Source organism: Rhizobium sp. 768_B6_N1_8 (assembly GCF_051811225.1).
In the GTDB taxonomy this organism is placed as follows: domain Bacteria; phylum Pseudomonadota; class Alphaproteobacteria; order Rhizobiales; family Rhizobiaceae; genus Rhizobium.
In genome coordinates this window covers 2,311,051-2,323,713 of the sequence record NZ_JBPWPV010000001.1, presented here as the reverse complement: position 1 = coordinate 2,323,713, position 12,663 = coordinate 2,311,051, and the positions used below count along the sequence as shown (strand labels likewise).

The 12,663-nt window shown below is 58.8% G+C and carries 12 protein-coding genes; 5 read left to right on the top strand and 7 right to left on the bottom strand.

The genetic code is table 11. The features are described 5' to 3' along the window. Window positions 1–206: 206 nt before the first annotated feature. Entirely contained in the window at window positions 207–503 is a 297-nt protein-coding gene (locus AB8B33_RS11920; RefSeq protein ID WP_439015519.1) for a YkgJ family cysteine cluster protein, read from the top strand. A 122-nt stretch (window positions 504–625) separates the two neighbouring features. Here the strand turns inward: AB8B33_RS11920 and AB8B33_RS11915 are convergent, their stop codons facing one another. Continuing rightward, on the bottom strand, window positions 626–1,066 hold the full coding sequence (locus tag AB8B33_RS11915) for a DUF3597 domain-containing protein (protein ID WP_439015518.1): 441 nt from the start codon (window positions 1,064–1,066) through the stop codon (window positions 626–628). 302 nt (window positions 1,067–1,368) lie between these two features. Here AB8B33_RS11915 and AB8B33_RS11910 point away from each other — a divergent pair, with 302 nt between their 5' ends. Further along, a complete protein-coding gene (locus tag AB8B33_RS11910) occupies window positions 1,369–1,962 on the top strand; it encodes a GNAT family N-acetyltransferase (protein ID WP_439015517.1) in 594 nt (197 codons plus the stop codon). Between the two features lie 448 nt (window positions 1,963–2,410). After that, window positions 2,411–3,283 carry an LssY C-terminal domain-containing protein gene (locus AB8B33_RS11905; protein ID WP_439015516.1) on the top strand — a complete coding sequence of 291 codons (873 nt, stop codon included), beginning with the start codon at window positions 2,411–2,413 and terminating at the stop codon, window positions 3,281–3,283. Window positions 3,284–3,730: 447 nt separating this feature from the next. Here AB8B33_RS11905 and AB8B33_RS11900 read toward each other — a convergent pair whose 3' ends face one another. The 3 genes from AB8B33_RS11900 to AB8B33_RS11890 form a co-directional block, all read right to left on the bottom strand. Beyond that, window positions 3,731–4,240, bottom strand: coding sequence for a DUF2867 domain-containing protein (locus tag AB8B33_RS11900; protein WP_113324882.1), 510 nt, complete (start codon window positions 4,238–4,240; stop codon window positions 3,731–3,733). Window positions 4,241–4,643: 403 nt separating this feature from the next. Then, complete coding sequence (locus AB8B33_RS11895; protein WP_113325673.1) at window positions 4,644–5,231, bottom strand: transglutaminase-like cysteine peptidase; 588 nt, start codon at window positions 5,229–5,231, stop codon at window positions 4,644–4,646. A 127-nt stretch (window positions 5,232–5,358) separates the two neighbouring features. Further along, window positions 5,359–6,816 carry a pentapeptide repeat-containing protein gene (locus AB8B33_RS11890; RefSeq protein WP_439017242.1) on the bottom strand — a complete coding sequence of 486 codons (1,458 nt, stop codon included), beginning with the start codon at window positions 6,814–6,816 and terminating at the stop codon, window positions 5,359–5,361. 677 nt (window positions 6,817–7,493) lie between these two features. Here AB8B33_RS11890 and AB8B33_RS11885 point away from each other — a divergent pair. Then, on the top strand, window positions 7,494–8,198 hold the full coding sequence (locus AB8B33_RS11885) for an LssY C-terminal domain-containing protein (protein WP_439015515.1): 705 nt from the start codon (window positions 7,494–7,496) through the stop codon (window positions 8,196–8,198). Window positions 8,199–8,478: 280 nt separating this feature from the next. Beyond that, entirely contained in the window at window positions 8,479–9,000 is a 522-nt protein-coding gene (locus AB8B33_RS11880) for a hypothetical protein (protein ID WP_439015514.1), read from the top strand. 118 nt (window positions 9,001–9,118) lie between these two features. Here AB8B33_RS11880 and AB8B33_RS11875 read toward each other — a convergent pair whose 3' ends face one another. The 3 genes from AB8B33_RS11875 to AB8B33_RS11865 are packed head-to-tail and all read right to left on the bottom strand — an operon-like array spanning window position 9,119 to window position 12,580. Continuing rightward, window positions 9,119–9,397: a transposase gene (locus AB8B33_RS11875; RefSeq protein ID WP_007827499.1), complete on the bottom strand. Its 279-nt coding sequence runs from the start codon at window positions 9,395–9,397 to the stop codon at window positions 9,119–9,121. 7 nt (window positions 9,398–9,404) lie between these two features. Continuing rightward, window positions 9,405–10,850 (bottom strand): HlyD family type I secretion periplasmic adaptor subunit, encoded by a 1,446-nt coding sequence (locus tag AB8B33_RS11870; RefSeq protein WP_439015513.1) that lies wholly within the window; start codon window positions 10,848–10,850, stop codon window positions 9,405–9,407. 14 nt (window positions 10,851–10,864) lie between these two features. After that, window positions 10,865–12,580, bottom strand: a complete 1,716-nt coding sequence (locus tag AB8B33_RS11865) for a type I secretion system permease/ATPase (protein ID WP_439015512.1) — start codon at window positions 12,578–12,580, stop codon at window positions 10,865–10,867. Window positions 12,581–12,663: the final 83 nt, after the last annotated feature.

Below are 12,663 nucleotides of genomic sequence, written 5' to 3'. Positions count from 1 at the left end.
GCAGGACAGAGGGGGTGTGCCGGGGCATACTTGCTCAATTGGATGCTGAAGAGCCTTTTTACTTTAGCATTGGTGCACTTATACGTCAGCGTCATCCGCCGGAAGCGCTCACCTCGGCCATGCGGCCGACGGATGCTGACGAAATCTCCGACGTGGAGGCACGGATGGTTTTGCATCCTTGGCAGGTAAGGTGCTAAGACCTGTCCATGACCCTATCAACAGAGCTAGACTGTCAGGCCTGCGGCGCGTGCTGTTCCTATTCGAGCGAATGGCCGAGATTCTCCACCGAGAGCGATGCCGACCTCGATTTGCTGCCGGCTCAGTTCGTCTCGGCGGATCAATCAGGCATGCGCTGCGATGGAGAGCGTTGCTCTGCGCTCTCGGGCACCATCGGTTCGAAAGTATCATGCGTGATCTACGGCCTCAGGCCGGACGTCTGCCGCACATGCCTTCCCGGAGACGACGCCTGTTCGACGGCGCGCAAGGCCTTCGGGCTGGCGTAGAGCATTTCCGTTTCTTCAAATCACGGAAACGCCCCGTCTCTTTGCTTCACGCAATTCCGGAGGACGCAAGACCGCTGCGCAGTTTTGCTGAAATTGCTCTCGTCGTTTCTACCAACTGTCACTCAATCCAGAAGATCGGCCGGCACCTTGCCGCCGTTTTCCGACAGTTTCTTCATGAGTGCCTTGTGGAGGAAGATGTTCATCTTCGCGCTGTCATTCGTATCGCCGGTGTAGCCGAGCTCGCCGGCAAGCTCCTTGCGTTCGGCAAGGCTCGCATCCATTCCGAGCGCCTTCATGAGGTCGACGATCGAATGGCGCCAATCGAGCTTCTGGCCGGACTTCTTCACGGCGGCGTTCAGGATCTGCTCGATATCGGCACTGCTGGCTTGGGCGGGGCTCGGTTGAGCCGGTGGCGGCGCGCCGGTGGCGGGTTCGGTTACCGGTGGGGACTTGGTGGCTGCCGTGGGCTGAGCGGCAGGGGGAGCTGCGGATGCCGGCTCTGGCACGGGTGCTGCCTGCGCTTTGCCAAAAATCGCGTTCTTGATGCGGTCGAAGACGCCCACGGGGAAACCCTCCTCTTGTGGTTGCTATAGGGAAATGCCCGGACGGAGCCGGGGTTGCCAAATGCTCACCGGGAGAGAAGTAGGGTGGTGAGGCGATCCGCAAAGGCCGCTGACGGGGATCATGGTTCGTGGTGGGCCTTGCTGTATCCGCTGCGGCGCTGAAGGAAGACCCCGCCCCAAACCCATCCTGTCGGATGCCGGGGTCGAGCCACGGGTCTCGACCCGTCCTTCGGACCCCCACAGGTGGGAGGGGTTTAACCTGCTGCACCCGCTTTCCGGATCCTCGCGGGATTATGGAGCAAATGCCACCAACCGATAACGATGCGGCGTTGGCAGCTTTGCGCCACAAGCGGACATTGCGGCTATCGCAGAACTCCGTACTATGCGCCGTGGCAAAAGTTAGGAAAACAAGTGTCGCTTTTATCGGGATTTTCGCGAGGATGCTCATGCAGGTAACGATCCAGCTCGTCAGAGATCCGGGTTCACATGAGCGGTCCGCTATTGCCGCGTCGCTGATTGAGTTCAACGCGTCTCGTATCGGGCGTCCGACCGAAGATAAACTGCTGGCCTTAACTGTCACTGAGCCCGAAACGGGAAATATCATTGGTGGGCTTTGGGGCAGCACGATTCATGACCACCTGCATGTCGATCTACTGGTAGTGCCGGAAGCGCTTCGCCATGGTGGTATTGGCCGTCGTCTCATGGCGCTCGCTGAGCAAGAGGCGATAGATCGCGGCTGCCGAGGCGCGTGGCTCACGACCCATAGCTTCCAGGCGCGCGGGTTTTACGAACGGCTTGGGTATGAGGCCTTCGGGATCATGGATGATTTTCCACCGGGACACAGCTTCATCTTTCTGCGGAAGCGATTTGAGACGCCCGGAGACGTAGCGTCATGAACCAGCTGCGGTCATAGCCGCGCAGCACGCCCCTGCGATTGTTGCCGCCGCTGGTGACCATGTCTCGTATCGCTTCTTCGAATTCTTCACCGCCAATATTTGCAATCCCAACACCCGCAGGGCCTATGGGCGTTGGCCCACACTGCCCGAGGCCTGCGGCATCGTCGCACTGATTGCCGACGCCGTCTCCGCGATCCATGTTTTTCACCGGCCGTCTCCGACATTGGGCAATGCCGTGTCGCAGGAATCCTAAGTTTTGCGGCAAAATCGCGGCGTTATGGAGCAAGTGCCACATGGTTCCGCTAGCTTGTGGTGGGGGCTCGCTCGATATGGCCGACAAGGAGCGACGGCGGCGCTATCATTTGCATACTCTCGGGTGCTAAAATCCCGGTGACGAACAGCGAGGGCGACTGCCAGCCCATCAGACGCCAGACTAGGAGACTGTGTCTTGAGATTGCTGACGCGCCTTTTCCGGAGGTTTCTGGTTTTCTGTCTGGGTGTACTCAGCGTTTGGCTGATCGTCTTCGTAGTTTTCGATACTGCGGACCACAGGTTTCCATGGCTCGCTGCGGTGTGCCTCACATATGGCCTGGCTGCTTACGTCATTCTTCCGAGCGTGGTCCGACTGTCCCTGAAGGTTCTTCATCGGGGGCTGATCCCCAGATACACGATCACGGCCGATGGCCTGCCCGGCGATCCTATAAATTTCGCCCTCATCGGCAATCTTCAACAACTCCGGGAGGCCTTTGCAACGGCGGGCTGGTCCACGGCCGACAATTTGGGGATCGCAAGCTCGTTGCGAATGATGCGCGCTTTCCTGATGAACTCTGCCTATCCCACCGCACCTTTCAGCACCTTCTATCTCTTTGGACGACGGCAGGACATAGGATTCCAGGAGCCCATCGACGATAGCCCCCGCAAGCGCCATCACATCCGTTTCTGGGCCCTTAGCCTTGCCCATTCCGAGGACGACATGAGCGCGGCGAGCTTCTGGTTGAATACCGACAGGCCATCGCCCGAGGAGCGCGTCCTATGGGTTGGGGCGGGCACGAGAGATACCGGACTTTCTCTGACTTGGCTAACATTCCAAGTCACACATAAGACCGATTCCGATACGAACGCCGAGCGCGACTACATAGTCAATGAACTGAGGGCAAAGCAAGTAATCGGGGAGGTCGCGCGGCACCAATCTGGCTCACGTTTGAACACCGGAAAGGTCAACCATTACGTTACCGATGGTGAGATCGCGTTTGCCAGCTTGACTGTCAGTGCCACGGGTGCCGGTCACGCCGGTGCCGTTGTGGGGCCGGATACACCCTGATCCGACAAACCAGACCGAATGAGTTCAAAGTGCCGAGCGCCCTTGATCAAGAGAAAGACCGAGTTCCCGCCAGTCTAGGGGGCCCTGACAGCCGGCGTGCAACGCGCCGAGCTAAATCGCTCGCGACGGTTTGTGGCAAATTCTCCATGGTCCGCATTTTGCGCTTTCCACAGCAGCGGGTGCACGTCTGCAATGGGCTGAACTCGGTCTTCCAACGCGTTCAAATTATGCCGAACTTTCGATCCTAGACTACCGGAAGCTCGGGCTTTAGGGAATTGGCCCGGCATGGTGCCGGGCTCGGGATAAATACCCGATTTGCATATCGATACGCTCAAGGTGAGGGCCGAAATTTTCATAGAAGGAACGTTTGATACTGTAGTCTACCGCGCGGTTGATTTCGGCTTTCGAGTGGCAGCTTCGCGCCCTGCTGCTCTACTGTAGCTGTGTTTATGTAGAGCGTGCCAGGTTGGCTCTGACCACCAGGTAATGAAAAGGTCTGATCGCGTTAAGATAAGTGAAGCCCAAGACATTGTGGGTATGCACAACGGTTGTCGCGATGAGCAACGTGCCTATCGGAGAACGGCGTCGGAGAAGAGATAGCCGGAAGTCCAAGTGTCGGTCATCAGTACCGAGCACGATTTCGTCCTTGCCCTCCCAGTGGACCGGGAAGAAGTCCACCCGTTCATGGCTGTCTGGGCTCGTCCTAACCGTATCGGAGGTTTTGATGCCAAAGGGCGTAACCATGGCGTCGCGCAGCGCGATTAACGCCTTTTGCCACGCGGGTGGATTGACGAGTGTCCGAGTCGCCAACTCGCGCATGCTCGACTGCTCCGATGCAGTCAAGTCAATGCTGTAGCTATCGAGTAAACTAGCGTTCTCGTACCAGCTTGCAACGACACTTTCCGACGGCGGCGTCGCCCGGCGTATCTGCGGTTTGCGGTGCGAACCCACACTCATGATGATGTCACCTAATCATGGCCGCCAACTGCGGGCGTGTTGCGGTGAAAACCCATGGTCATGATGATGTCATCTGCTCAAGGGACCGTCAATTACGGGCGTGAAGACAAATCGCCTCAGGGCTCGGCCTGTCCGCTGTGGGCCGACAGCGGTCATCATCACTGCGGGCCGATTGGAGTCATCAACCAGCGACTCAATTGCCACCACCGAGTTGGTGGCATTTGCTACATAATAACGGATCCTCGACGTTTCGGGGGAGCGAGGCGGTGCCGCGTCTTAGTCCCTCCCTCTTGTGGGGAGGGGTTGGGGAGGGGTTTTAATCAGAGGACAGACCGGGTTGATCCCCCCGGAATGAACCGAATTGGTGGTCGACAAGTCATGGTGTGTCGGAGGGAGGGTCCGATCACGAAAACTCATTCGCCCGCGGCCCGGCAAGCGTCACGCGCCAGGTTGATTTTGCCCGGAAATCCTGCGTCGCAAGAAATGTATAGGGCGTGGCTCTCCAGGGTTTGACCACGTTGTTGAGATTGTCGAGCACGTAGTCGCCATCGTCCATGCGGGCGATTAGCACGACGTGGTTCTCGTCATGCGGGCCGATCACCACTGAGAGCGCCAGGCGGTTTGCCGGAAATCCGGCGTCGATCAGGTCCTTCATCTTCTGCAGAGCGTAATCCTCGCAGTCGCCCCGGCCGCCGATGGGCAGGGTCCAGACATCGCCGTTTCCGGAAGAGGAGCGATCCTCCGTCGAGCGGACGGCGAGGTTCACGGCGCGGGTGACCTTGCGCAGAAGCGGCATGCCCGCCTGCTCAACCGGTGCCCGGCCGCCGCCCTGAGCGGATGTCCGATGGCAAAGCCAGCGATAGCTGGCGCAAGCAGAGGCGAACCCCACCGGCGCGCCGATATTCCTGCCAACCGGCAGAGGCTGTCCGGCAAATGCTTGAAATTGCGTAGGAAAAAACACGAGGGAAACAAAACAAAAAAGCCATCGCATGAATCACCTCTTTATTGTGCGCGGGGAAGGTAACATGGTTTATACTAAAACTTTAATAAAATTTATTACTTGCGTAATTAACTATATATTAATGCGCTGTGCCATTATCCACAGTTTATTCTTGGAATTAACGGTTCGCTAATATAGGAATTCTCCCAGTTAACGGTTTGTTAACTTTGGGAGAGAAAAGATGATCCGCAAAGCAGCGAAGTATAGCGTCGCCGTTGCTTACCTTCTGGCAAGCAGCAGCCTCACGATGGCCGCGCCGGCAGTTGTCAACTGCGCCAAGGCAGCGCCGGGTACGATTGAGGCCAGGCTGTGCCTGCCAACGAAATCCATCCGCACCGACGATGACAGCCGCACGGTCAATGACGACAGCAGCGGCAATCGCTTCGGCAACCGTTCCGGCGGCAGCTCCGACTCTGGCAAACAGGCGTCGAACCAGACCTCTTCCGGCGATCAGAACAACGGCGGCGATGACGGCAACGGCAACACCGGCGGCTCCGACCCTGGTGATGGCGACGGCGACGGCCCCGGCGATCACGGCGGTCATCACGGCGGCAAGGACCACGATCACCACGGCGGCAAGGACCACGACCACCACGGTGGCAAGGATCGTGACCACCACGGCGGCAAGGACCACGACCACGATGGTGGCAAGGATCGTGACCACGATGGTGGCAAGGACCACGATCACCACGGCGGCAAGGACCACGACCACCACGGTGGCAAGGATCGTGACCACCACGGCGGCAAGGACCGCGACCACCACGGCGGCAAGGATCGTGACCACCACGGCGGCAAGGACCACGACCACGATGGTGGCAAGGATCGTGACCACGATGGTGGCAAGGACCGCGACCACGATGGTGGCAAGGACCGCGACCATGATGGTGGCAAGGACCGCGACCACGATGGTGGCAAGGACCGCGACCACGATGGTGGCAAGGACCGCGACCATGACGGCGGCAAGGATCGCGACCACGATGGTGGCAAGGACCGCAATGACAAGGGCGGCAACGACCGCAACGACAAGGGTGGCTCTGACAAGGGTGGCTCTGACAAGGGTGGTTCTGACAAGGGCGGCTCCGACAAGGGTGGCTCTGACAAGGGTGGCTCCGACAAGGGTGGCTCCGACAAGGGTGGCTCCGACAAGGGTGGCTCCGACAAGGGTGGCTCCGACAAGGGTGGCTCTGACAAGGGCGGCTCTGACAAGGGCGGCTCTGACAAGGGCGGTTCGGACAAGGGTGGTTCGGACAAGGGTGGTTCGGACAAGGGCGGCTCGGACAAGGGTGGCTCTGACAAGGGTGGCTCTGACAAGGGTGGCTCCGACAAGGGTGGCTCTGACAGGGGTGGCTCGGACAAGGGTGGTTCCGACAGGGGCGGCTCTGACAAGGGTGGTTCCGACAAGGGCGGCTCTGACAAGGGTGGCTCTGACAGGGGCGGTTCCGACAGGGGTGGTTCCGACAAGGGCGGCTCTGACAAGGGTGGCTCTGACAAGGGTGGTTCCGACAAGGGCGGCTCGGACAAGGGCGGCTCCGACAAGGGTGGCTCCGACAAGGGCGGCTCCGACGAGGGCGGTCATGGCGAGGGCGGTCATGACGGCCAGGGCAATGGCGAACACAACCCCGGCTAATCCAGCATCTTGAACCGGAGGAGGGGCTTCAGGGACGAAGCCCTTCTTTCAATAGCGGTATCGGAAATGCGGCCCCGGCGACGGTGTCTTCTCGTCACCATCTGCCAGGCGCATTCCCTTTCCTCCCTCATTCCTGTGCCCGCGTGCTGGCGCAAAGGAAGTCACAGGAATTCAGGCGTCGCCTCCGCGCGGTGATGGTGCATATGTGCCGCGTAGATGTCATTGCGCCCAAAAGGGGCGGCGCGAATCTCTGTGAGATAACCCGGGCTGGGCCGGGAACGCAGAGGTGAGGGAGGAGAGGGGTGTTTGTGAGGGGGCCGGTATCCGGGGAGGGGATGCCGGCTTTGGGGGGGGCAGAAGGGGGGTGCCGTGAGGTGCCCCCTTTTTGTTGCGCGGAGTCCTCGAAGGGATATCCGTCAACCGCCCGATCTGATCCTGCAATCGGAACAGCCGGTCAGATAGGATCGGGATTGTGGAGCAAATGCCACTGACCGATAACGATGCGGCGTTGGCAGCTTTGCGCCACAAGCGGTCGGTGGCAGTTGCTGCCGAAGCCAACTGCAAATTATGAATGTCGCCGCCGCATGTTCGGCGTATGATCCTCCCTGGCAATCGGGGGATTTCCAATGCTTCATCGCACAAAAATCCGCATGGCGACGAGCACCGTGGCTGCCCTGCTGTTCACATATTTGCTGCTTGCCTATTTCGTCATTCCCGAAATCTGGATTTTTCACGATGCCGACCGCGTTGCCAAGGTTGGCAACATGGTCACGACCACCGAGCAGGGTATTCCCGGCGACCCCATCAATGTCGGTCTTGTCGGTTCGAAGGAAGAGGTCATCCGGGCGTTCGCGGCTGCCGGATGGGATCCTGCCGATAAGATTACTTTGCGCACATCGATCGATATCGGACTGAGCGTGGTGCTTGATCGGCCTGATCTCGATGCGCCGGTCAGCCCACTGCTTTTTGAGGGCAGAAAACAGGATCTGGCTTTCGAAAAGCCCGTGGGCAAAAGCGCCGACGAACGCAACCATGTTCGTTTTTGGCTGACCGAACAAACCGGCCCAAATGATCGCCCGCACTGGCTGGGCTCGGCAAGTTTTGATCGGGGCGTCGGCTTCAGCCACGATACCGGTCAAATCACGCATCATATCGGCCCTGATGTCGACGCGGAGCGAGACCTTGTCATCAGCGATCTTCTCAAGGCCGGGCAACTTTTGTCGAGCTATGAGATCAATGGCATCGGAGCGACCAAAGACGGCCGGAACGGAGGCGGCGATCCCTATTTCACCGACGGAAAGGCTCTCGTAGGCGTGCTTCGAAACCAGTAGCAGGCCGGATATTCAATGTCTTCGGCAGCCGGAAAAGCTCTCGCGTTGAGGGCCGCTCACCGGGCTCGTTCAACCGTGAGGCGGGCGGTTACGGATTTGGGAAAATCGGGAGCTCGGTAGCAATGCAGCAATCCGCAATCGACCGCTTTGCGCCAGAAGCGGTCAATGCAGACTCGCTTTTTATCCATGTAGTTCACGGGAGTGAAATGGCAGCAGGCTTATCATCCAATCAGCAACCCGATAGATATCGCCATTATGCGAAACACAGTCGGTGAAGTTTATGAGTAAGTTGCAGGCATCGCTCTATCTGTTTTTTGGGTACTCGATTTGTGCGCTGCTACTATGCGGCGACCTGATCTCCCCCTTGGCCGACGCACCGATCATGGCATCAAGTGGGTCGAGAGATTTCTGGAACGTGTTCTTCATCGGAAGTTTCGTAGCGGCAGCTATGGTCGCATGGCCATTTGTCACTCCTGCGATTTGGCTGGAGTTTCGCCCCGCGCTGTTCATGACTACCTGGATGTGCTTGGCGGCGATATCTGCAGGCATTTACGGCACGTGGAAAAGGACCGAAGCGATCGCTGCCTTCCATGCAGACAAGGTCATTCAGCACTCATTTTTCATGTCCCTGCATCAGGTCCCGCGTGATCTCCAATTCTATATTCACGCGGCCGTTTTGAAGAACTGCGTGCCGTATTCGTGGAGCTACACCCGTCTGTCTTTCTATCCGCTGGCGCCGAACGTTGCTGTAAACGTGCTACCGCAGGACTGGATAGAGGAGTGTAAAATCAAGCCTAGCTGACTGTTGTCCTATCGGTGTCTGTCTTCGAAGGACCACTTTGGGCCGAAAGTGGCCGTTGGTGGCATTTGCTACATAATTCCGGATCGGATTTAGGGGCCAGCAACCCTCTGTTCAGAGGTTAGTTTCTCCCTTTAGATGTCTTCGCCAGCATCTCGCTCAGCGTTGCCGCCGAGAGCATGGCTTCGGCCAAGAGCTTCTTGAGTTTCTGGTTTTCTTCCTCCAGTGCTCTCACCCTTTTGGCTGAGAGACCGCCGCTTCCGAACTGCAGGGATTGCCACCGATAGAAGGTCGGCTCGCTGATGCCGTACCTGTGGCAAACATCTGCCACCGTTACCCCGGCCTGGTGCTCCTTCAGGATGCCCGTAATCTGGTCGTCGTCGAATTTTCTCTTGCCCATCACAGTCTCAGTCCTCGCGAAATGCTCTGTTGAAACTGTCGAGGAGTGGTCTGATGGCATAGAGCGCCACGCTGCTTTGGCCGGTTTCGATCAGTGTCTGCGCGGGCATGCCCGCGACCAGTTCGACATTTCTCATTTTCGCCAGCCGCTCGTCCGTGACACGGATTGTCGCGGCATAGTAGGGCTGGCCGCTCTGCTGATCGATGAGACGGTCCGCTGAAACATATTCGACACGACCTTTCAGGAGTGGAACGCGCCGCTGATTGTATGGAAGGAGATGAACCTGTGCCTCGAGCCCTGCACGGACGAGATTGATGTCCTCAGGCCTGACATGGGCGGACACGATAAGGCGATCGGCGCGTGGCAAGAGATCGACGAGCGGTTCACCGGCGCCGATGACCCCACCGATTGTGTGGATGCGCAGGTTCATGATCGTTCCATCTTCGGGAGCACGGATATCGGTCCTCGAAACCTGGTCGTCGATCGCCCGCAAGCGCTCGCGCAGCTGCATGATCCGGCTTTCCGTATCGCGCATGCCCTGGGCGACTTCGCTCAACCGGTCGCTCTCAAGCTTTGCGAGATCGGCCTGTGACTCGCTGATCACCTGATAGGCGCGGGAGATCTGTGCCTCTACTTCACCCTGCCGGCCATCAAGGTCTGCTTTTTCCCGCTGGAGGTTGAGAAGTCTGCTCTTCTTTTCCAGTCCTTTGGCGTTGAGGGCAGTAACCTGATCCATTTCCTGGCCCGAGATCGTGGTCCTGTCGGCCAGTGATGCCTTCTGTGCGCCAAGTCCGACGATCTCCTGCCGCACCTGCGCGATTTTTTCATTGATGATGCCAATTTCCGCCTGCATGACCCGGCGACGGGCTTCGAAGATTTTCTGTTGCCCGGTCAGAATCTCGCTGACCGAAGGATATCGGTCCATGGCTGCCCTCAGGTCGTCAGGATAGGCGATATGGTCGCTGCCCGTCTGCTCCGCAAGCAGGCGGGCGCGGCTTCCTTCGGCGTCCCAAAGCTGCCCTTGAATGCTGTCGCGCTCCGAGCGGGACTTCGTATCGTCGAGCTCTATCACGATCTGCCCGCCCATGACCGCATCGCCGTTTTTGACGAGGATCCGCCGCACGATCCCACCTTCCAGATGCTGAATGGTCTTGCGGCTGGTTTCCGGTTCGATAATGCCCGATGCGACCGCGGCGCTTTTCAGCGGCGCCAGGGCCGACCAAGTCCCCAATCCGACGATGAAGACCAGGATCAACAGGTTGCCCGTCCAGACAACGCCTCTGAGCCCCGGCATGGGCGAAGGAGGGGCGGGGCCGCGCTGTTTCGGATCGATGACCGGAAGATAGGTTGTCTGTTGCACGGCTGGCGCTGTCGATCGTCGAGCCAACCGCAGACCCGTTCTTGACAGATCTGAAAATTTCGCCAGCGCTACGTTCAACTGAACAAGGGTCACGGCGGCGTCCCTCCCTATGTTCCTGTTCGAGACGGTGGCTGAAGATAGGTGTCGTAAATCCGGTCACTGTCGCCGAAGGCAGTCACCGTCCCGTTACGCATGATGGCAATCTTGTTGGTGACCGGCAGGATCCCCATTCGGTGCGTTATGATGACGACGGTCATCCCCCTGGATTTCATGCGCTCGATTGCCGTGAACAACATGCGTTCGCCGTCATAATCCAGGCTCGAATTCGGATCGTCGAGGACGATGAGAGATGGATTTCCATAGGCTGCGCGCGCCAGTCCCAGCTGTTGGCGCTGAGCCCGAAGGAGCAGGTTTCCCCCTTCGCCGATATCGGTCTCATAGCCCCGGGGCAGCCGCATGATCGCTTCGTGCAATCCCACCAGCTTCGCGGCGTCGATCGCCTTGCCGGGATCTCCTCCGTCCAGCCGGCCGATCACATCCTTGATCGCTCCGCCGAAGAGTTCGATGTCCTGCGGCAGGTATCCGACATGGCGGGTTCCCCCGCAAAGGCGGAGCGCCGAGATATCGACGCCGCCAAGGAGAACACATCCGCTCGTTGCCTGCACAACGCCGGCTATGACGCGACCGAGTGTCGATTTTCCCGATCCCGACGGACCGATCAGCGCTACGCAATCGCCTGGCGCGAGGCGCAAGGTGATATCAGTCAATATCGGCCGATCGGCGAATGGCCTGACATAGCTGACATTATCGAGAATGAGGCCATTGGGTTCCGGTATCGGCACTACTCGGCCGTCTTGTTCCGATGCAACTGTTATCAGCATTCTATTCAGGCGATTGAAGGCATTGCGCGCAAACGTGAAGGAGCGCCATGCGCCTATTGCGCCCTCGATTGGTGCAAGCCCGCGCCCGAGCAGCAGGCTCGCAACGAAGATGATGCCGGGACTGCCGCTGTTTACGAGCACCAGCCATGTGGCCGATCCCATCATCAGGATTTGCGCGAGCGTGCGGATCGATTTGGAGAAACCAATAATGATCTCCGTGCGATGCATCGCGACGTCCTGCGCCTTTCTTGCCATTTCCGCATCGCGATAGACGATCTGCGCTGCGCCATCCTGCATGCCCATCGCCCTGATCACCTCGATGTTCTTGAGGGCGATCGCAAATCGCAGATAGCTGCTCGAAAGGGCAAAATTGGCCTGGGTAAGCGGCTCTTTCGTCGCCAGCTCCGTCATGACCGCAAACAGCAGAAGTGCAACTGCGCTCAGAAGACCGATGGCCCCGAGCAGCGGATGAACGAGAAAGAGCAGGAGCAGGAATACCGGCGCCCAGGGAACGTCAAAAAACAGAGAGCTGGCCGGTGAATCGAGAAACTGGCGCAATGCGGCCAGGTCCCTGTAGCACTCCGTGGCGGCTCCCGCATTGGCAAGAGTGGCATATTCGAATGATGCCGTGAGCACCATGGGCCGCAGCCTGTGGTCCAGCCAGCTGCCGATGCGCGAAAGAGCTGCCCTGCGCACGATATCCAGCATGGACCCGACCAGCACGGCGATGGCGATGATCAAGGTCAGCATCAGGAGCGTGTCGGCACTTCGGCTCGACAGGACCCTGTCATAGATCTGCAGGAGATAGATGGAAGGCGCCAGAAGAAAGAGATTGTAGCCGCAGCTATAGAGGAAGACTAACCCGAAGGCGCCGGCGCAAGCTCGGAGCGCAACAACGAGGTGGGTCTGCGGGTGCGATGGTTTTACGGAAATCGTTGCCATTATCAGATCTCGCTGCATTTGATACTGACACGAAGAGGGCGTTTGCTGGTTCAGCAATACAGGAGGGTCGCCAGCCGAAGCCG